The sequence below is a fragment of the Castellaniella sp. UC4447_H14 genome, assembly GCF_052978285.1.
Window position 1 is genome coordinate 1,496,523 of record NZ_CM129666.1, and the last position, 19,157, is coordinate 1,515,679.

Sequence of the window (19,157 nt, forward strand, 5' to 3'; positions counted from 1 at the left end):
CCGGAAAAAAGTGACTAGGCAGGCTGATCCGTCGACCTTGGTTCCGCAACCGCGGCCGGCATGTGCGCCCGCAGTGCATCCAGCCGCTGTCCGATGCCGGCCAGCAGGTCGTTGACGACAGCTTCGCGGGTGCGCCGCAGCGCCTGGCCGAATGCATAGGCATCCGCCGAACCGTGACTCTTGAAGACCACACCGCGCAGCCCCAGCAAAGCCGCCCCATTGTAGCGACGATTGTCCACGCGCGAGCGAAAGCGCTGGAGGACGGGGGTGGCCACCAGACCAGCGGCCATGGTCAGCGGGTTGCGACGGAATTCCTCGCGCATCATGAGGCCTATCATGCGCGCCAGGCCCTCGACGGACTTCAGTACCACGTTGCCCACGAAACCGTCGCAGACCACCACGTCCACCGTGCCCTTGAAGATGTCGTTGCCCTCGACGTTGCCGTGGAAGTTCAGCCCGCTCGCCCGCAACAGCTCGGCCGCCTGCTTGACGACGTCGTTGCCCTTGATGAGCTCCTCGCCGATATTCAGCAATCCTACGACTGGCTGCGCCTTGCCGTCGACCGTGGAGACCAGCGCCGCACCCATCAAGCCGAACTGCAACAGGTGTTCCGCCGAGCAATCCACGTTGGCACCCAGATCCAGCACGGTGGTCGACCCCCCCTGCTGATTGGGCAAGGCCGTGGCAATCGCCGGCCGGTCGATCCCTTCCAGGGTCTTGAGCACATAGCGCGAAATGGCCATCCAGGCGCCGGTATTGCCGGCCGACAGCGCGGCGTCGGCACGTCCGTCCTTCACGGCCTGAACAGCCACACGCATGGACGAGTCCTTTTTCCGGCGCAGCGCGACCTCGACCGAATCGTGCATGGTGACGACTTCGGAGGCGTGCAGGATCTCGAACTGGCCCGCCGGTGCCGCATTCTGCTGCAGCGCCTGGCGGATCAGCGACTCGTCGCCCACCAGCAGGCAGCGGGCGTCCGGGTGATTCCGGGCGAACGCGATCGTCGCCGGCACAGTGACCGGCAACCCATGATCGCCGCCCATGCAATCCACGGCGACAGTGATGTTGCGATTGGGCATCGATGCGACGAAAGAGGCGCAGCGATCAGTCGTCGTTCTTCGTCTTCAGAACCTTGCGGCCGCGGTACACGCCGTTGGGGCTGATATGGTGGCGCAGATGCAGCTCACCGGTGGTCGGCTCGATGGCCGTCGCCGGAGCGGCCAGAAAATCGTGAGAACGATGCATGCCGCGCTTGGACGGGCTCTTTTTGTTCTGCTGAACAGCCATGATGACTCCTGTAATCGGGGGCCGCCCATTTTAAGGGAAGCAAGTGCCCACGTGTTGAATGAAAAATCAATGCTTCCTGAGCCGTGCCAGCGCCGCAAACGGCGAAGGCCGTTTCGCGTCAAGCGGATCGGGGGCGGCCCCGGCCCCAGGACACACGTCGTGCCTGGGCGCATAGGGCAACACCAAAATCAGCTCGTCTTCAATGAGTGCCTGCACATCCAGATGCGGATCCGCGACCAGATACTCCGTCTCCGATCCGCATCCCCCGGTCTCCAGAGCATCCGCCGCCTCGAGCTGCGCCGCGTCATCGACGAGGCCCAGCGTGCTATCCACACAGAGCTCAAGATCAAAAGGCGCGAGGCACCGCTGGCAGACCACCCGTACCTGGCCGCGCACCCGCACATCCAGCCAAGCGCGCGCCGCATCCGACCGGCCGGCATCGGTCCGCCCGACAAGCCGCCACTCGAAAATTCCCGGCTGCTCCATCGGCAGATCCTGGCACAGACGCGTGCATGACAAGGCTGGCAGCCGCCCGTCCATCGTCCGTGCCGACCGCGCAAACAAAAGCGTATCGATGACCATGGCCGGTGATTGCAACTTCTGGCACCCAGGAAAACTCTAGATGATACTAGATCGGTGCAAGCCAGGTCAATTCCCGTCGCCCGGTTTCCCCAGGAAGACATCCGCCCCGCAGTACACTGACGCGTTTTCCCATCCCGCACTGCGACATGCAACTCATCCTGGCCTCCAGCTCAGCCTATCGACGCGAACTGTTGCAGCGTCTGGCGCTGCCTTTTGAAGCCATCGCCCCGGATCTGGATGAACGCCCACTCGATGGGGAGTCCCCGGCCGCGCTGGCCAGGCGCCTGGCGCGGCAAAAGGCCGAACACATCCTCGCCCGCCACCCCGACGCCCTGGTCATCGGCTCCGACCAAGTCGCGGACTTCCAGGGCGTCCCACTCGGGAAGCCGCACGGGTTCGAAGCCGCGCATGCACAGTTGCAGCGGTTCAGCGGACAGACCGTCCTGTTTCACACTGCAGTGTGTGTTGCGCGGGGCGAGCGTCGGCTGGTGGATCTGGCCACGACCGAATGCCGGTTCCTGCAACTCACCGACGCCCAGATCCGGCACTACCTGCAAACCGAACAGCCCTACGACGTAGCCGGCAGCGCGAAGATTGAGCGGATGGGAGTCGCACTGCTGGAACGCGTGCGCAGCGACGACCCCACCGCGATCATCGGGCTGCCCCTCATCGCCCTGTGCCGGCTCTTGCGCCAATGCGGCGTGGACCCGCTGCAGCCCGGCGCCCCTTCCTGAGATCCCCATGACGACACTACACCTGATCCCGGTCGGACTGGGTCATCACGACCCCCGGCACTGGCTGCCCGCCGCCGCCCGCGAGGCCGCCATTGCACTGCGCTATTTCATTGCGGAGAACGCCAAGACGGCCCGCTTGTTCCTGAAGCAGATCGGTACTCCCATCCCGCTGCAGGAAATCTCAATCCAGACCCTCAAGCCCGATACGCCAGCCCAGGACATCCTGGCCTGGCTGAAAAGCGTGCCGCCCGACCAGGACCTGGGCCTGGTATCGGAGGCCGGCTGCCCCGCGGTGGCGGATCCGGGCGCGCAGGTGGTGGCCCAGGCTCACCGCCTGGGCATCCGCGTGGTCCCGTGGGTCGGCCCCTCATCCATCATGCTGGGACTCATGGCCAGCGGGCTCCAGGGGCAACGATTCGCCTTCCATGGCTACGCACCCGTCAAAGCCCATGAACGCGATGCCCAACTCCGCGCCTGGGAATCCATCTCGCACAAACAGCAACAGACCCAGATCCTGATCGAGACACCTTACCGCAATGCAGCCCTTTTCGAAGCATTGATACAGACGCTGCGCGAGACCACACGCCTGTGCGTCGCCTGTTCCCTGACCTGCGAGGACGAATGGATCGGCACCCGCACGATTGCGCAATGGCGCAAGGACGGGGCGCCCGATTTCGAAAAGAAGCCGACGCTGTTCCTGTACCTGGCTGGCTAGGCGGCACGGCGTGGCTACCGGCCCGCCCCGGGCGCCGCATGGCCGCGGATCCATGCCTGCATCTCCGGCACGGTGCGCACGAGCGCGGACGGCTGGACGGATTCCAGCTCTGCCAGCGAGTGGGCCCCGTAGGCTACCGCCAGGCTGTCCACATGGGCCGCATGGGCCATCTGGATGTCATGGGTAGTGTCGCCCACCATGATCACCTCGCCGGGCGCCAGGGCCAGTTCCACCATGAGCTGTTCCAGCATGTCGGGATCGGGCTTGCCGCGCGCCTCGTCCGCGCAGCGGGTGGCATCGAAGACGGACTGCAGGCCCAGGCGTTCGATGGTTGCATCCAGCCCGCGACGGCTCTTGCCGGTGGCCACGCCGAGGATGGTCCCGCTGCCGCGCAGCTCGCGCAGCAGCGTCATCTGCCCCTCGAACAACACGATATCGTGCTGCAATTCCCGGAAATGGGTCTTGTACCGCTCGATGAAGGCATCGACACGGTCGGCATGCAGATCGGGCAGCAATCGATACAGGGCCGCCTGCAGCGACAGGCCGATCACCCAGCCGGCTTCCCGGACGGTCGGTTCGCGCAGGCCCAGGTCGCGGCAGGCCTCGATCAGCGCGCCGGTAATGTGATGGGTGGAATCCATCAGCGTGCCGTCCCAGTCGAAAATCACCGCGCGGTAGGGCCCGAAGCCGCCGCCCGCGGCCAACCGCGCGCGCGACGGGTCCACCCCCGGCTCGAAAGAGCGTTGCGCGCCCATCTCAGCCCGCCTTTTCCAGACGCCGCAGCAGCGCTTCGCAATCCGGCGGGAGCGGCGCCCGCAGCTGCAGCAGGTCACCCGTGACGGGATGCGGAATGTCGAGGCTGCACGCATGCAGGAACATCCGCCGGAACCCCTGAGACGACAGGGCGGCGCGAATGCCGTCGGGGCCATATTTCTCGTCGCCGGCGATGGGATGGCCCTGCGAGGCCAGATGCACGCGGATCTGGTGGGTGCGGCCGGTGCGAAGCTCGGCTTCCACCAGCGACCACGCCCCGCCATACCGATGCCGCAGCGCGATGATCGTGTGGGCCGCCTTCCCCAGCGCGTCCACACGCACGCGTCGCTCCCCCGAAGGAGTCAGGTACTTGAGCAACGGCAACCGGATATGCTGGCGATCATTGACCCAATCCCCCACCACCAGGGCGAGATAGCGTTTATGGCCCAGGTGCTCACGCATCATGTCATGCAAGGCCACCAACGCCTTGCGGCTGCGGGCGACCATCAGGACCCCGGAGGTTTCCCGGTCCAGGCGATGAACGAGCTCCAGCAGCGGCTCCTGGGGGCGCGCGGCACGCAACTGCTCGATGACGCCGAAGGAAACCCCGCTGCCGCCATGCACGGCCACGCCGGCGGGTTTGTCCACCACCAGGAGATGCGCGTCTTCGTAAATGACCGGAAAGTTTGCCGGCGGCGCCGGACGGCGCGCGCCCGGGTCCGGCAGACGTAACGGTGGAATGCGGACGTGGTCACCGGCCTCGAGGCGCGTGTCGGCCCGGCAACGGCCTTTGTTCACCCTGACCTGGCCGTCGCGGATGGCTTTGTACACATGGCTTTTGGGCACGCCCTTGCATTCCCGCAACAGAAAATTATCCAGGCGCTGACCAGCCTGTTCGGTCCCCACCGACACCAGTCGCACGGTCGGCGCGACACGGGGAGAAACAACTACTTTGCGCAAGGGGGAAAGCGTCATATAATCGCAACAGCCTGTAGAGGCCCGGAACCACCGACGTAGAGACGCCCAATGCGCATCTCCGTCAGACAGCAGGGATCACATTGTACTGCCCAGGTTCCAGGTCTTCGGGTCCCCGGTCGCCGGCCTGTCCCGGTTTCGTGCATGCGCCTCAATGCCAATGCAGGAATCGACAGATTGCCGCGTGCGACGTTGCAGATTTCTGCTCGCTCTTCCGCACCGGGCGCGATCCTCTGGAACGCGTCCGCAGTTCCCAGCAAACTTTCGTCAATCACCATCGTGCCCTTGACCTCCCTGCTGCCAGAACCTCGCGCCCGTTGGCGCGCCGTGCCTCATACCCGGAAGGTCGGCGCGGCGTAACTGGCCGGCACCGTCCGTCTCCCGCAGACTGCAGCGCTGTACACCGGGCGACCCGTGGTCGCGCGTCGAACCCGACGCGCCCTGACAACGGAGAAACCCACTCATGAAACGCATGCTGTTCAATGCGACGCACCAAGAAGAATTACGCGTCGCGATTGTCGATGGCCAAAAACTCATCGACCTGGACATCGAAACCGCCGGGCGCGAACAGCGCAAGGGCAACATCTACAAAGGGGTCATCACCCGCATCGAACCGGGCCTCGAAGCCTGCTTCGTCAATTATGGCGAAGAACGCCACGGCTTCCTGCCCTTCAAGGAAGTCGCCAGGAGCTACTTCAAGGAAGGCGTGGACGTGCGCACGGCGCGCATCCAGGACGCACTTGCCGAAGGCCAGGAACTCATCATCCAGGTCGAAAAGGAAGAACGCGGGAACAAGGGCGCTGCACTGACCACCTTCATCTCGCTGGCCGGGCGCTATCTGGTCCTGATGCCGAACAATCCACGCGGGGGCGGTGTCTCACGTCGCGTCGAAGGCGACGACCGCCAGGAACTGCGCGATACCATGGATCAGCTCGAGGTGCCCTCGGGCATGAGCATGATCGCGCGCACGGCTGGCATCGGCCGCGGCGTCGAGGAACTGCAATGGGACCTCAACTACCTGCTGCAGCTCTGGACCGCCATCGATGGTGCCGCGCGCGAAAACAAGGCCCCTATCCTGATCTACCTGGAATCCAGCCTGGTCATCCGCGCCATCCGCGACTACTTCTCGCCCGAGATCGGCGAAATCCTGGTCGACACTGACGACATCCACGACCAGGCCACGGCCTTCATGAGCGTGGTCATGCCGGACAACGTCAACCGCGTGAAACGCTATCAGGACGACGTACCGCTGTTCTCGCGCTTCCAGATCGAGCACCAGATCGAGACGGCCTATTCCCGCACGGTCACGCTGCCGTCGGGCGGCTCCATCGTCATCGACCACACGGAAGCCCTGGTTGCCGTGGACGTGAACTCTGCCCGCTCGACACGCGGTGCCGACATCGAGGAAACGGCGCTGCGCACGAACGTCGAGGCGGCCGATGAGGTCGCGCGCCAATTGCGCCTGCGCGACCTGGGCGGCCTGATCGTGATCGACTTCATCGACATGGAGGAGACCAAGAACCAGCGCACCGTGGAACAGCGCCTGCGCGACGCCCTGCACTTCGATCGCGCCCGCGTCCAGATGGGCAAGATCTCGCGCTTCGGGCTGATGGAACTATCCCGCCAGCGCCTGCGCCCCGCCCTGAACGAAGGTTCGCACGTCACCTGCCCGCGCTGCACGGGGACCGGTGTGATCCGCGATGCGGAATCCAGCGCGCTTCACGTGCTGCGGCTGCTGCAGGAAGAAGCCATGAAGGAAGGCACGGCCGCCCTGCATGCGCAGGTGCCGGTCGACGTGGCCACATTCCTGCTCAACGAGAAGCGGCACGACATCAGCCAGATCGAATCGCGCCTGAAGGTCAACCTGGTGTTGATCCCCAACAAGAATCTGGAAACTCCGCATCATCACATCGAGCGCCTGCGCCACGACGATCCTCGGCTGGACGAGAGCAAGACCAGCTTCGAGCTCGTCGAGGAGCCCGAAGAGAAACTCATCTGGCAGCCCAACCGGGCCCAGGAAGCCAAACCGCGTCCCGAAGCGCTGGTCAAGGGGATCCAGCCCGCCCAGCCGGCGCCCCATCATGTGGAACGGCTGCCCCAGCCAGAGAACACCGTGCCGGCCGCCGCCCCTGCCTCGCAAGCCGCGTCCGGAGGCCTGATCAAGCGGCTCTTCGGATGGCTCGGCGGTGCCGCACAACCGGCCGCGCCGGCTGCCGAAACGCCCGCCGCACCCGCCAAACCGGAGACCGCTTCCGAACGCCGGCGCAGCGCGAACGGACGCTCCGGCCGCCGAGGTGATCGCCGTCCGGAAGGACGGGGTGAACGGGGCGCACACGCGGGCCGCGCCGAACGGGCGGAGCGGACCGAACGGGCGGACCGCGCCGAACGGACCGAAAAATCGGCCGAGAACCGCCACCGTCGTGAACGCATGACCGAACGCGACACCGGCGACCGCGCAGCAGTCCAGACCTCGGCCACCGAGATCAGCCCGGAAGCCGTCGGCACAGAAGCCGGCGAATCGCGCCGTGGCCGCAACCGCCGCAGCCGGGGACGCCATCGGCAGGAAGAAGGCACGCCGCGCGACGATGAGTCGCTGGACACGGTCATCACCGCTGACGACGCCGAAACCGCTGCTGCAGCACCGGTAGAGTCCGCACCGGCACAGGCCGAACCCGCCGCCGGAGACGATTCGGACTCGCGCACGGCCGGCCCCGACGTGGACCTCGAAAACGACGGAAACGCTGAAATTCCCGACCCGGAACGCAAGCGCCGCCGCCGTCGCGGTCGCCGTGGCCGCCGCGGCGGTGAGGCAGGCGAGGCTCAATCCGGCGAGCAGTCGTCGACCGAAGAAGACGGTGGCGCGCCTCTGGCGACCCACGAGACGCCCCACTTCGAACCGGAAGCAATGAGCCAGCCGCAGTCGCACGACGCGTCGGTTTCCGCCGCAGCGCCGCTGCGCACTGGCGAAGCCGTTGAATCGGAGCAGGGAGCCGCGCCCCAGGCGCAGGCAGTCGCGTTCGAACCACAAGCGGAAGCGCCTGCCGCGGAGCCGGAAGCCCAGGCGCCTGCGGCACAATGGGAAACGCGGCACGCCGAACCTGAGGAGCAGACACCGGCGGAACCGCTGGCTGAGACGGTCCCGGAAGCGGCAGACACGGAACCTGTCCCGCCTGCGGCGGCGCACGGCGCGCATCCCATCATCGTGCCGCCCGCCGAGGAGGCCCTGGCCGCCGCCGGGATGCAAATGGTGGAAACCCGGCCGGACACGCCCGCGTCTGCGGAACCGGAGGCGCCTGCCAAGCCGCTGGGCCGCCCTCGCAAGCCGCGCGCGGTCGTGGAAAGCGAACCCATGCAGCAGGTGGAAACGCACTAGGCGACTCTGCCGGGGCGTCCAACGACCCGCGGCGGCCGTATAGCTTGCAAACAAAGCCTGGAAGTCCGTACGGACCTCCAGGCTTTTCTTTGCCAGGCATCCACGTGAGGCGCCTTGTTTCCGCCTGGCGGCGAGGAGTCCAGGGCGGCAAATCGCGGCCCTCTCCCCCAAGGCGCTACGGCGGCCCTTCCGTCGAGATCGCCAATGGCCTAAAGTGAATGACTCCATGCGGACGGATGGAAATTAGTCCCCGGCCGTCATCAACCATGAGGAACCCACCGTGAAACTCTTACGCTTTGGCCCCAAGGGGGCGGAAAAACCCGGCGCATTGGACGCCCAGGGACATCTGCGCGACCTGTCCGGAATCGTTTCGGACTGGACCCCCGACTGGCTATCGCCCGAACGGCTTCAATCCATCCAGGCCATTGACCTGACGAAGCTGCCAACCGTCAACGGCGCTCCGCGCCTGGGAACGCCCGTCGCCGGCTCCCGCCAGTTCGTGGCCATCGGCCTGAATTACCGCAAGCACGCCGAAGAGTCCGGGATGGAACTCCCCAAGGAGCCTGTGGTCTTCAACAAGGCGATTCCGTGCCTGAGCGGTCCCAACGATGACATCGTGCTGCCGGCCGGATCCACGGAAACCGACTGGGAAATCGAACTGGGATTCGTCATGGGAGCCACCGCCCGGAATGTGTCCGAAGCGAACGCCCTGGGCCTGGTTGCGGGCTACTGCCTCGCCAATGACGTCTCGGAGCGGGACTGGCAGCTGAAGCGCGGCGGCCAGTGGACCAAGGGCAAAAGTTTCGACACGTTCGGCCCGATCGGGCCGTGGCTGGTCACGGCTGACGAAATTCCGAACCCTCAGACACTGAACATGGAACTGAAGGTCAATGGCCAGATCCGCCAGCACAGCAACACGGCCGACATGATTTTTCCGGTGGCCTACCTGGTGTCGTACCTGAGCCGCTTCATGACCTTGCTTCCGGGTGATGTGGTCATCACCGGCACGCCGTCGGGCGTGGGCCTGGGCATGAAGCCCCAGCAGTTCCTAAAAAAAGGCGACACCGTGACGCTGGCCATGGACAAGCTGGGGACGCAGACTCAAAAAGTGGTGTAACGCGAAAGACGGGACCGCAATCGCACGGTGCCCGATCGGAGCCGATGCGATTGCGGGCAACCGCCAAAGTCAGGAGACAACCATGATCCCATCTTCGGATCCGCCGTCGCGCCGGCCGGGCGTTCTGGCGGCGCATTCGGTCCATGAATTCGTCTTCAGCGTGCCCGATCTGGCCGCTGCCCGGCAGTTCTACGAATCCTTCGGACTGGATGTGCGCGACGAAGACGGCGCGCTGGGCCTCTACACCTTCGGCAACCCGCACCGCTGGGGCCGCATCCTGCGTGGCGCCGTCAAGCGATTGCTCTGGATCACCTGGGGTGTCTTTGCCGACGACCTGAAGGCCTTCCACACGCGGATCGAGACTCTGCATGTTCCACGCATCCCCCGCCCGGTACAGGCTGGCACCGAAGGCGATTTCTGGATCGCGGGCCCCGACGGGCTCGCCCACCAGATCGTGGTGGCCGAAAAAACCTCTCCCAGCCACAAGGCGGCACGCATCTTCCCCCCGGAGTCCAGCACCCGGGGCCGCTCACCGCACCGAAACCAGATCTGGACCGTGCAACCCCGGCGGCTGTCGCACATCCTGCTGTTTTCGCCCGATGTGGACCTTGGGCTGGCGTTCTATGAGAACGTGCTGGGGCTGCGTCTGTCGGACCGTTCAGGATCGATCATCGCCTTCATTCACACGCCGCACGGCAGCGACCATCACCTGATCGCGATTGCGAAATCGGGAGGCTACGGGCTGCATCACTGCAGCTGGGACGTCGCCTCCATCGACGACGTCGGGCTGGGGTCACAGCAGATGGCCAACGCGGGCCATCCGCGCGGCTGGGGGTTGGGCCGGCACGTGCTGGGTTCGAACTATTTCCGCTATGTGCGCGACCCCTGGGGCGGCTACGCGGAATATTCCTTCGACATCGACTATGTGTCCGCCAACGTGGACTGGCCGGCCGGCGATTACCCGCCGGAAGACTCGCTGTACGTCTGGGGTCCGCCCGTGCCCGATGACTTCATCGTCAACTACGAACTCCAGTCCGACCCGGAGTGTTCTGGCTCGGCCGGCCCCCGGCATAGCGGACCGGTACCCGCCGATCAGTGACGATGCGGACACGCCTAGGCAAGCTGCCCCACGACCTCGATCGGCTGGCGCGTGAACAGCGCCAGCAGATGCGCGACTTCGGCACGCATCTCGCGCCTGTCCACCACTCGATCGATCGCACCCTTGGCCAGCAGCAGTTCCGCGCGCTGGAAGCCTTCGGGAAGTTTTTCGCGCACCGTCTGTTCGATTACGCGTGGCCCGGCAAAGCCGATCAGCGCATTGGGTTCCGCGATCACCACGTCGCCCATGAAGGCGAACGAGGCCGACACCCCTCCCATGGTCGGGTCCGTCAGGATACTGATATAAGGCAGGCCCGCATCGGCGAGCTGATGCAGCATGGCCGTGGTCTTGGCCATCTGCAACAGCGAAAACAGGGATTCCTGCATACGCGCACCGCCCGTGGCCGTGACACTGACAAAAGGCATGCGCTTGTCGATCGCGTGCTGCACGCCGCGGGCGAAACGCTCGCCCACCACCGATCCCATGGAACCGCCCATGAAAGCAAATTCGAAGCAGGCCAGGACCGCCGGCACCGTCAGCACCGTGCCGCTGACCACGATCAGGGCCTCGGTCTCGCCCGTCTGCTTGACCGCGGCGGTGATCCGCTCGGGATACCGGCGTGAATCCTTGAATTTCAGCGGATCCATGGGCCGGATCTGTGCCCCGATTTCCTCGCGGCCTTCAGCGTCCAGCAGGGAGTCTATCCGCGCACGCGCACCCAAACGCATATGGTGCCCGCACTTCGGGCAGACATTGAGGGTCGCCTGCAGGTCCTCTTTGTAGAGCACCGCCTCGCAGGCGGGGCACTTCACCCAGAGTCCCTCCGGGACGCGTTTGGTGCCCGGCTCGCTGCTGCGGTGAATGCGCGGCGGCAGGATTTTTTCAAACCAACTCATGATTGACCTTTCTGAACATGATCCATGGCCTGGCGCACTCCGCCCAGCCATTGGGCGGCCGCATGAACGGCGGCCTGCGGCCCGCCTTGCTGCGAAGCGTCCTGGATGACCTGGATCAGTTTGCTGCCGATCACGACGGCATCGGCATGGCGTGCCACGCGGGCGGCGCTTTGCGCATCGCGGATGCCAAAGCCCACCCCGATGGGAATGTGTACATGGCGGCGAATCGCGTCCACATGGTGTCCCACATCGTCCGTATCCAGGTTTCCAGCCCCCGTCACACCCTTCAGCGACACGTAGTAGATGTAGCCGCGCGCCAATTGCGCGACGTCCCGCATGCGCGCCTCGGTGGACGTAGGCGCGAGCAGATAGATGGGATCCAGTCCCGCCGACCTGAGCTGCTCGGCAAACCCCACTGACTCCTCGGGCGTGTAATCCACCACCAGCACGCCGTCCACGCCGGCTTCGGCGGCACGGGCAATGAACGTTTCGGCGCCGAGGCATTCGATGGGATTGGCATACCCCATGAGCACCACGGGCGTCGTGGCATCCTGCTGCCGAAACTGCGCGACGATGTCGAGGACGCCCGCCAGACTGGTGCCCGCCGCGATGGCGCGCTCACCGGCCTGCTGGATGACGGGGCCATCGGCCATGGGATCGGAAAACGGCACGCCCAGCTCGATGACGTCAGCGCCCGCCTCGACCAGCGCGTGCATGAGGGCCGGCGTCGGGCCCGCCAGCGGATCACCCGCCGTGATGTAGGGAATCAGTGCCGCCCGGCCGGACAAGCCGGCAAAACGAGTCGCCAGACGGACATTCTCGGTAGTCATGGCGCCTCCTAGAGCGTGATGCCGCTGAATTCGGCGACTGTGTGCATGTCTTTGTCGCCCCGCCCCGAAAGGTTCACCAGGATGATCTGATCACGCGGGAGTGTGGGAGCGAGCTTCACGGCGTGAGCGATGGCGTGCGCCGATTCCAGCGCCGGCATGATGCCCTCGATGTGGCAGCAATCATGGAACGCCGCCAAAGCCTCCTGGTCGGTGATGCCTACGTACTGTGCCCGGCCCGAATCCTTCAGCCAGGCATGCTCCGGCCCCACCCCGGGGTAATCAAGGCCCGCCGAGATGGAATGCGTCTGCGTGATCTGGCCATTGGCGTCCTGAAGCAGATACGTGCGGTTGCCGTGCAGCACCCCCACCACCCCGCGATTCAACGACGCGGCGTGGTGCCCGGAATCCAGCCCTTCGCCGGCCGCTTCCACACCAATCAGCCGGACGGATTCGTCCTCGATATAGGGATGGAAGATCCCGATGGCGTTGGAGCCGCCGCCCACAGCCGCGACCACATAGTCCGGCTGGCGGCCCGCATCGCGCGGCATCTGCTCACGGCATTCCCGGCCAATGATGGCCTGGAAGTCACGCACCATCTGCGGATAGGGATGAGGACCCGCCACCGTTCCGATGATGTAGAAGGTATTTTCGACGTTCGTGACCCAGTCGCGCATGGCCTCGTTCAAGGCGTCCTTCAGCGTGCGCGAGCCGGACTCCACCGGCACCACGCGGGCGCCCAGCAGCTTCATGCGATAGACATTCGAGGCCTGCCGGCGGACGTCTTCGCTGCCCATGTACACCACGCATTCCAGGCCATAGCGCGCGGCCACCGTGGCGCTGGCCACTCCGTGCTGGCCCGCGCCGGTTTCGGCGATGATGCGCGGCTTGCCCATGCGCCGGGCGAGCAGCGCCTGGCCGATGCAGTTGTTGATCTTGTGCGCGCCCGTGTGATTCAAGTCTTCGCGCTTGAACCAGATCTGGGCCCCGCCCAGCTGTTCCGACCAGCGCCGGGCGTGATAGACCGGGCTGGGGCGCCCGACGAAGTGTTCCAGTTCGTAGGCGAATTCGCGCTGGAACTCAGGGTCGTCCCGATAACGGGTGTAGGCCTCGCGCAGCGCATCCAAAGCATGCACCAGCGTCTCGGCGACAAATGAACCGCCAAACTTTCCGAAATGCCCCTGGGCATCCGGCAAATGATAGGGTTTCAAGTCTAGACTCGCTCCATACAGAACACCGGGGCGGCGCACCCGCGCATCGCAGCGGCCGGCCAAACAGGCATTTTAGCAGCCGGACCGATTGCGGGCGCATGCCGCCGCCCGCCCGCCGGAGCGCGCCTCAGTGGCGCGTGGCCCGCACGCCCGACAACTCATTGACCGCATCGAGGGCCAGGCGAATCTGGGAACCGTCACGCACTTCGATGGTGAATACCATATGCGCCAGCGACTGGCGGCTGTATGTGGTCACGCGCACCACGCGCAACCGCAACCGGGCAAAGACTTCAGACAGATCGCGCAGCAATGCGGGCCTATCCTGCGCGTGAATCGTGATGTCCACTGGATAGGTCGCGTCTCCCGTCTCGCCCCATGCGACTTCGATGCAACGCTCGGGATGACGCCGGGACAGCGCCTGCCAGGACGGACAATCCCGCCGGTGAATGGACACCCCGCGCCCGCGGGTGACAAAGCCCTCGATGAGGTCGGGCGGCGCAGGCCGGCAGCAGCGTGCAAGCTGCGTGAGCAGCGAATCCACGCCCACCACCAGCACTCCGCTCTTGCCGGTATGCACGACGCTGTCCGCGTCCGGTCCATACACGCGCGCCTCGTCGGCCGGCTCGGCGGCGGGTTCAGGCTGCCGGAAGGCATGTTCGAGCTGCCGCAGGCTGAATTCCTCCTTGGCGGCCGCCACATATAGATCATCCGCGCGCGCAAACCCAAGCTGCTGCGCGAGGTGCTCCTGGTTGACGGCTGTGCGGCCCAGGCGCTGCAGCTCCTTTTCGACCAGTGCCTGACCCTGGGCAATACGCTGCTGCAGCTCCACGGCGTTGAACCAGGCCCGCACCTTGGCGCGCGCCCGGGCGCTGGACAGATAGGAGAGATCGGGATTGAGCCAGTCACGGGAAGGGCCGCCCGACTTGGCCGCGATGATCTCCACCGTCTGCCCCGTCTTCAGCGGCGTGGACAGCGGCACCATCTGGCCGTCGACCTTGGCTCCCCGACACCGGTGTCCCAGGTCGGAATGGAGCAGATAGGCGAAATCAATGGGCGTGGAACCTTCGGGCAATTCCAGGACGCGTGCCTGGGGCGTCATCACGTAGATGCGGCCGGCGCCCGCGGGCGCACCCGCCGGCGCCGGGCCGCCATCCTCCTTCCATGCCAGCAACTGGCGCATCCAGGCGACCTTCTGATCGTACTCGCCCGACGCAGTCACCTGGCCGCCGCGCGCGCCGGCCTCCTTGTAGCGCCAGTGAGCGGCCATACCGAATTCCGCATATTGGTGCATCTCACGGGTGCGGATCTGGATCTCGAAAGCTCGCCCCTGGCCGTCGGCCACCACGGTATGCAAGGACCGATAACCGTTGGGCTTGGGACGTGCGATGTAGTCGTCGAATTCTTCCGGCACCGGCGCCCACATCGCATGCACCAGCGCCAGCACGGCGTAACAGGTGCGTTCGTCCTCCACGATCACGCGCAGCGCCCGTAGATCGAACAACTGGTGAAATTCCAGATGCTTGATGCGCATCTTGTTCCAGATACTGTAGATATGCTTGGGGCGACCGCTGATCTCCGCTTCGATACGGGCGTCGACCAGTGCGGCGTGCAGACGGGCGACGGCCGCCTCGATGAACGCCTCGCGCTCCGCGCGCTTTTCCTCGAGCTGGTGCGCGATGGCCCGGTAGGTATCCGGCTGCAGGAAACGGAAGCTGAGATCTTCCATTTCCCATTTGAGCTGCCAGATCCCCAGCCGATTGGCCAGCGGCGTGTACAGCGTCATGGTTTCCTGGGCGAACACCGCGGGACAAGGCGTGCGGCTGGCGGCATACCAGCGTAGCGATTGCAGCCGGGACGCCAGCCGCATCAGCACGATACGCAAGTCGGCGGCCATGGCGAGCAGCATCTTGCGCTGCATTTCCTTTTGGTCGGCACCCGACGTGCTACCGACCTGCCCCGCCACGGCCCCCAGCCGTAGCAGCGCCCGCACCCCCTGGACAAGCGTGGTGATTTCAGGGCCGAAAACCTTGCGCAACGGATCCGACCGCGCGACCTCGCCGGCCGGCACCGGTTGGACAGCCAGTAGCGCCGCGGCACGGGTCACCCCATCCGCTCCCAGGTCCTGGAGGATCAGGACCACGCCTGCGCTGTGCGCGACCAGCGGCTCGCCCGTACTGGCCTGCACTCCCCGCAGCGGCTCCCGCACCCACTCCACCGCCTGTCCCAGGAGTGCCGTTTCGGTCGCATCCAGACCCCGGCTGGCGGCCTGGAACCACTGTGGCCCCAGGGGATCGACGGCATCAGAGACTACGCTTGGATTCATGGCGCGGCATATCGAAGAAAGACCGATTCAGACCTCTATACTACTTGAGGACACACACGCCCGGAGGGGCAAACCCGCGCCCCGACATGGGGGACTCCCTGCCCCTTGGGACAAATTCGGTAAAATCGCCCCTGGCCCTTTCCGGGCCTGTTTCGTGCCGGAGTACCTCATGACCCACGTCGTTACCGAAAACTGTATCAAATGCAAGTACACCGACTGCGTCGATGTCTGCCCGGTGGACTGTTTTCGCGAGGGTCCGAACTTCCTGGTGATCGATCCCGAAGAATGCATCGACTGCGCGGTCTGTGTTCCCGAGTGCCCCGCCAATGCGATTTTCGCCGAAGAAGACGTACCCCAGGACCAAGTGGATTTCATCCCGCTGAACGCGGAGCTTTCGCCGACCTTCAAGCCCATCAACCGCTCCATTGCCGCCCTGGAAGGCGCCGACGAATGGAACGGCCTGGCCGCCAAGCTCAAGTACCTGGAAAAGCCCTGACAGGGGCGCAACATGCGGGACTTGCGCCACGCTGGCAAAATCAGCGCGTTTGTGCCTTAAACCCCACATAAAGCCGCGGGATTTCCGCTGTCGGCGAAATTCCGGTAGCGCCTCGTAACGGTTCCCGGTACCTTAACCTTGTATTCCCCCTACCCGGGCGCACGGACATGCGCCAGGACGGACCGACTGGAACGCACATTCATGCTGTACGATTTGCACGAACTCCAACGCGCCTTTCTGGCACCCTTGGCTGCCTTCACCAGCACGGGTTCCCAACTGTTTTCCAACCCCTACAGCCCGCTGGCCTATACGCCGCTGTCGCGCCAGTTCGCCGCTGCTTATGAGCTGGCCAATCGGCTCGGGAAGGATTACCAGAAACCTGCCTGGAACCTGCCGACCACAACCATCGACGGCCGCGAAACGGCGGTCTTCGAAGACACCGCGCTGGCGCAGCCTTTCTGCCGCCTGGTTCATTTCCGGCGCGACACCCGGCGCCGTGACCCCGTGGTCCTGGTAGTGGCACCGCTCTCGGGCCACCATGCGACGCTGCTGCGCGACACGGTCCGCACGCTGCTGCCCGATCACGACGTCTACGTGACGGACTGGGTGGACGCTCGCATGGTACCGGCCAAGTCCGGCACCTTTGGTCTGGACGACTACGTCCGTTATATCCAGACGTTCCTGCGCCATCTGGGGCCCGACACGCATGTCATGTCGGTCTGCCAGCCTACCGTGCCGGTGCTGGCGGCAGTGTCGCTGCTCGCCAGCGCAGGGGATGCCTGCCAACCGCGCACCATGATCATGATGGGAGGCCCCATCGATGCGCGCAAATCGCCCACTCAGGTCAACCGCCTGGCGACCACCAAGCCTTACGCCTGGTTCGAAGATACGCTGATCCACCGGGTTCCCGCACGCTATCCGGGGGCGGGCCGTCTGGTGTATCCGGGTTTCCTGCAACACGCCGGTTTTGTCGCCATGAACCCCGACCGGCACTTGAAGTCGCACTACGACTTCTACCTGCATCTGTTGCGGGGCGACGAAAGCGACGCTGAGGCGCACCGGCGCTTCTATGATGAATACAACGCCGTGCTCGACATGCCGGCCCGGTTCTACCTGGACACCATCCGCATCATTTTCCAGGAATTCCGCCTGCCACGCGGCCTCTGGACCGTGGACGACACGTTGGTGGAACCGGCCGCCATCCGCAAGACTGCGCTCTTGACCATCGAAGGCGAACTCGACGACATCTCGGGCGAGGGGCAGACCCATGCCGCCCATACCCTGTGCGCCAACCTGCCCCCCTCGATGCGCGAAGTCTATACGGCGAGCCACTGCGGTCACTACGGGATCTTCGCCGGCAGCCGCTGGCGCCAGCAGATCTGTCCTAAAATTTCTGCTTTCATCCGTGCCCACGCCTGAGCTTTCGTGTCTACCCTTGTCGATGCCATCGATGCGCTGCTGCCGCAGACGCAATGCACGCAATGCGGCTACGGAGGCTGCCGTCCCTATGCACAAGCCATCGCTGACGGACACGCAGACATCAATCGCTGCCCCCCCGGCGGCCCGCAGACGATCACAAAGCTGGCACGACTGCTGAATCGTCCCGAGCGACCGCTGGACCCCGAGTGCGGACCCTACCGGCCCTTCCGTGTGGCACTGATCGACGAGGAACACTGCATCGGCTGCACGTTGTGTATCCAGGCCTGTCCGGTAGATGCCATTCTGGGGGCGAACCAATGCATGCATACGGTGATCGAAGCCGACTGCACCGGCTGCGAACTCTGCGTGGCGCCCTGCCCCGTCGATTGCATCACCATGGTGCCCTCCGAACGCGAATGGACGCCCGAGGCGGCTGACTCGGCCCGCGACCGCTACGAAGCACGCAACGCCCGGCTGCATGCGAGGCACACTGAATCCGCTGGCCCCGCCGCGCGCACGCTGGCCAACAAGCCGGCCCTGGCGCTCCCGACGAACCCGCACGCCAAACAAGATCGCATCGCGCAGGCCCTGGCCCGTGCGCGGGCACGCCGTCCATGAAGCGCAGTGCCATCGATGAATGCTTCCGGCGCTTTCAGACAGCCAATCCGGAACCTCGCACGGAACTGGAATACGGCAGCCCCTTCCAGCTCCTGGTGGCTGTGATGCTCTCGGCCCAGGCCACGGATCGTTCGGTGAATCTCGCAACCCGCCGATTCTTCCCCGTACATGGCACGCCTCAAGGCATCCTGGCACTGGGCGAGGCAGGGCTGACGGAATTCATCCGTACCATCGGCCTCTACAAGACCAAGGCGCGCAACGTCATCCGCACCTGCGAGCTGTTGCTGGAGCGCCATGGCGGCGAGGTCCCGGACAGCCGTGAAGCACTGGAGGCCCTGCCGGGCGTCGGCCGCAAGACAGCCAACGTGGTGCTCAACACGGCCTTCCATCAGCCGACCCTGGCCGTGGATACGCATATTTTCAGAGTAGCCAACCGCACCGGCATCGCACCCGGCCGCAACGTTCTGGAAGTCGAACAGGCCCTGCTGCGGCGGGTGCCACAGGCCTATCGGCTCAACGCCCATCACTGGCTCATCCTGCATGGGCGCTACGTCTGCGTAGCGCGCAAGCCCAAGTGCCCCCAGTGCCTCATCAGCGACCTGTGCGAGTACCCCGACAAGACAAAACCAGACGGCTGATCCGGAATTTGCTGCACCACAACAACCACATTGACGCTGCGAAAACTCTGTAAAACCCCTATAGAGATCGCGCGAAACAGGTCGCATACTGATG

Annotated in this window: 18 protein-coding genes; 9 read left to right on the top strand and 9 right to left on the bottom strand. The window is 65.1% G+C overall.

The genetic code is table 11. The features are described from left to right. Window positions 1-14: 14 nt before the first annotated feature. From plsX to ACVCMJ_RS07305, 3 genes are all read right to left on the bottom strand, one after another. The gene (plsX, locus tag ACVCMJ_RS07295; RefSeq protein ID WP_447080771.1) at window positions 15-1,079 is read right to left on the bottom strand and encodes a phosphate acyltransferase PlsX; all 1,065 of its coding nucleotides are present in this window, start codon (window positions 1,077-1,079) and stop codon (window positions 15-17) included. 25 nt (window positions 1,080-1,104) lie between these two features. Further along, window positions 1,105-1,287 carry a 50S ribosomal protein L32 gene (rpmF, locus tag ACVCMJ_RS07300; protein ID WP_447080772.1) on the bottom strand — a complete coding sequence of 61 codons (183 nt, stop codon included), beginning with the start codon at window positions 1,285-1,287 and terminating at the stop codon, window positions 1,105-1,107. A gap of 66 nt (window positions 1,288-1,353) precedes the next feature. Continuing rightward, window positions 1,354-1,869 (bottom strand): YceD family protein, encoded by a 516-nt coding sequence (locus ACVCMJ_RS07305; protein WP_447080773.1) that lies wholly within the window; start codon window positions 1,867-1,869, stop codon window positions 1,354-1,356. A gap of 146 nt (window positions 1,870-2,015) precedes the next feature. On the opposite strand from ACVCMJ_RS07305, the gene ACVCMJ_RS07310 reads away from it, so the two are divergent. Then, window positions 2,016-2,603 carry a Maf family protein gene (locus ACVCMJ_RS07310; protein WP_447080774.1) on the top strand — a complete coding sequence of 196 codons (588 nt, stop codon included), beginning with the start codon at window positions 2,016-2,018 and terminating at the stop codon, window positions 2,601-2,603. Between the two features lie 7 nt (window positions 2,604-2,610). Continuing rightward, window positions 2,611-3,318: an SAM-dependent methyltransferase gene (locus tag ACVCMJ_RS07315; protein WP_447080775.1), complete on the top strand. Its 708-nt coding sequence runs from the start codon at window positions 2,611-2,613 to the stop codon at window positions 3,316-3,318. Between the two features lie 14 nt (window positions 3,319-3,332). Here ACVCMJ_RS07315 and ACVCMJ_RS07320 read toward each other — a convergent pair whose 3' ends face one another. Both ACVCMJ_RS07320 and ACVCMJ_RS07325 read right to left on the bottom strand, forming a co-directional pair. Beyond that, window positions 3,333-4,073: an HAD family hydrolase gene (locus tag ACVCMJ_RS07320; protein ID WP_447080776.1), complete on the bottom strand. Its 741-nt coding sequence runs from the start codon at window positions 4,071-4,073 to the stop codon at window positions 3,333-3,335. Between the two features lies 1 nt (window position 4,074). Beyond that, entirely contained in the window at window positions 4,075-5,046 is a 972-nt protein-coding gene (locus tag ACVCMJ_RS07325; protein WP_447080777.1) for an RluA family pseudouridine synthase, read from the bottom strand. A 463-nt stretch (window positions 5,047-5,509) separates the two neighbouring features. Between ACVCMJ_RS07325 and ACVCMJ_RS07330 the strand changes: the two genes are divergently transcribed. The 3 genes from ACVCMJ_RS07330 to ACVCMJ_RS07340 all read left to right on the top strand — a co-directional run bounded on the left by ACVCMJ_RS07330 (window position 5,510) and on the right by ACVCMJ_RS07340 (window position 10,635). Continuing rightward, window positions 5,510-8,419: an Rne/Rng family ribonuclease gene (locus tag ACVCMJ_RS07330; RefSeq protein ID WP_447080778.1), complete on the top strand. Its 2,910-nt coding sequence runs from the start codon at window positions 5,510-5,512 to the stop codon at window positions 8,417-8,419. Window positions 8,420-8,699: 280 nt separating this feature from the next. Next, a complete protein-coding gene (locus tag ACVCMJ_RS07335) occupies window positions 8,700-9,536 on the top strand; it encodes a fumarylacetoacetate hydrolase family protein (RefSeq protein WP_447080779.1) in 837 nt (278 codons plus the stop codon). Window positions 9,537-9,618: 82 nt separating this feature from the next. Continuing rightward, on the top strand, window positions 9,619-10,635 hold the full coding sequence (locus tag ACVCMJ_RS07340; protein WP_447080780.1) for a VOC family protein: 1,017 nt from the start codon (window positions 9,619-9,621) through the stop codon (window positions 10,633-10,635). Between the two features lie 14 nt (window positions 10,636-10,649). Here ACVCMJ_RS07340 and accD read toward each other — a convergent pair whose 3' ends face one another. From accD to ACVCMJ_RS07360, 4 genes are all read right to left on the bottom strand, one after another. Next, window positions 10,650-11,531 carry an acetyl-CoA carboxylase, carboxyltransferase subunit beta gene (gene accD, locus ACVCMJ_RS07345; protein ID WP_447080781.1) on the bottom strand — a complete coding sequence of 294 codons (882 nt, stop codon included), beginning with the start codon at window positions 11,529-11,531 and terminating at the stop codon, window positions 10,650-10,652. Beyond that, entirely contained in the window at window positions 11,528-12,361 is an 834-nt protein-coding gene (gene trpA, locus ACVCMJ_RS07350) for a tryptophan synthase subunit alpha (protein WP_447080782.1), read from the bottom strand. The genes accD and trpA overlap by 4 nt, the downstream gene beginning before the upstream one ends. Window positions 12,362-12,369: 8 nt before the next feature. Further along, complete coding sequence (gene trpB / locus ACVCMJ_RS07355; RefSeq protein WP_447080783.1) at window positions 12,370-13,569, bottom strand: tryptophan synthase subunit beta; 1,200 nt, start codon at window positions 13,567-13,569, stop codon at window positions 12,370-12,372. A gap of 127 nt (window positions 13,570-13,696) precedes the next feature. Continuing rightward, a complete protein-coding gene (locus tag ACVCMJ_RS07360) occupies window positions 13,697-15,892 on the bottom strand; it encodes a RelA/SpoT family protein (RefSeq protein ID WP_447080784.1) in 2,196 nt (731 codons plus the stop codon). Window positions 15,893-16,061: 169 nt separating this feature from the next. Here ACVCMJ_RS07360 and fdxA point away from each other — a divergent pair, with 169 nt between their 5' ends. The 4 genes from fdxA to nth all read left to right on the top strand — a co-directional run bounded on the left by fdxA (window position 16,062) and on the right by nth (window position 19,063). Further along, a complete protein-coding gene (fdxA, locus tag ACVCMJ_RS07365) occupies window positions 16,062-16,388 on the top strand; it encodes a ferredoxin FdxA (RefSeq protein ID WP_447080785.1) in 327 nt (108 codons plus the stop codon). 201 nt (window positions 16,389-16,589) lie between these two features. Beyond that, the gene (locus ACVCMJ_RS07370; RefSeq protein ID WP_447080786.1) at window positions 16,590-17,807 is read left to right on the top strand and encodes a polyhydroxyalkanoate depolymerase; all 1,218 of its coding nucleotides are present in this window, start codon (window positions 16,590-16,592) and stop codon (window positions 17,805-17,807) included. Window positions 17,808-17,813: 6 nt separating this feature from the next. Beyond that, a complete protein-coding gene (gene rsxB / locus ACVCMJ_RS07375) occupies window positions 17,814-18,425 on the top strand; it encodes an electron transport complex subunit RsxB (RefSeq protein WP_447080787.1) in 612 nt (203 codons plus the stop codon). Further along, window positions 18,422-19,063 (top strand): endonuclease III, encoded by a 642-nt coding sequence (gene nth / locus ACVCMJ_RS07380; RefSeq protein ID WP_447080788.1) that lies wholly within the window; start codon window positions 18,422-18,424, stop codon window positions 19,061-19,063. The genes rsxB and nth overlap by 4 nt, the downstream gene beginning before the upstream one ends. Window positions 19,064-19,157 lie beyond the last annotated feature (94 nt).

Coding starts and splice junctions, on each gene's coding strand:
- ACVCMJ_RS07320 (WP_447080776.1), bottom strand. CDS start 4,073: ATGGGCGCGCAACGCTCTTTCGAGCCGGGGGTGGACCCGTCGCGCGCG.
- plsX (WP_447080771.1), bottom strand. CDS start 1,079: ATGCCCAATCGCAACATCACTGTCGCCGTGGATTGCATGGGCGGCGAT.
- accD (WP_447080781.1), bottom strand. CDS start 11,531: ATGAGTTGGTTTGAAAAAATCCTGCCGCCGCGCATTCACCGCAGCAGC.
- ACVCMJ_RS07305 (WP_447080773.1), bottom strand. CDS start 1,869: ATGGTCATCGATACGCTTTTGTTTGCGCGGTCGGCACGGACGATGGAC.
- ACVCMJ_RS07360 (WP_447080784.1), bottom strand. CDS start 15,892: ATGAATCCAAGCGTAGTCTCTGATGCCGTCGATCCCCTGGGGCCACAG.
- nth (WP_447080788.1), top strand. CDS start 18,422: ATGAAGCGCAGTGCCATCGATGAATGCTTCCGGCGCTTTCAGACAGCC.
- trpA (WP_447080782.1), bottom strand. CDS start 12,361: ATGACTACCGAGAATGTCCGTCTGGCGACTCGTTTTGCCGGCTTGTCC.
- ACVCMJ_RS07340 (WP_447080780.1), top strand. CDS start 9,619: ATGATCCCATCTTCGGATCCGCCGTCGCGCCGGCCGGGCGTTCTGGCG.
- ACVCMJ_RS07310 (WP_447080774.1), top strand. CDS start 2,016: ATGCAACTCATCCTGGCCTCCAGCTCAGCCTATCGACGCGAACTGTTG.
- ACVCMJ_RS07315 (WP_447080775.1), top strand. CDS start 2,611: ATGACGACACTACACCTGATCCCGGTCGGACTGGGTCATCACGACCCC.
- ACVCMJ_RS07325 (WP_447080777.1), bottom strand. CDS start 5,046: ATGACGCTTTCCCCCTTGCGCAAAGTAGTTGTTTCTCCCCGTGTCGCG.
- ACVCMJ_RS07370 (WP_447080786.1), top strand. CDS start 16,590: ATGCTGTACGATTTGCACGAACTCCAACGCGCCTTTCTGGCACCCTTG.
- fdxA (WP_447080785.1), top strand. CDS start 16,062: ATGACCCACGTCGTTACCGAAAACTGTATCAAATGCAAGTACACCGAC.
- ACVCMJ_RS07330 (WP_447080778.1), top strand. CDS start 5,510: ATGAAACGCATGCTGTTCAATGCGACGCACCAAGAAGAATTACGCGTC.
- rpmF (WP_447080772.1), bottom strand. CDS start 1,287: ATGGCTGTTCAGCAGAACAAAAAGAGCCCGTCCAAGCGCGGCATGCAT.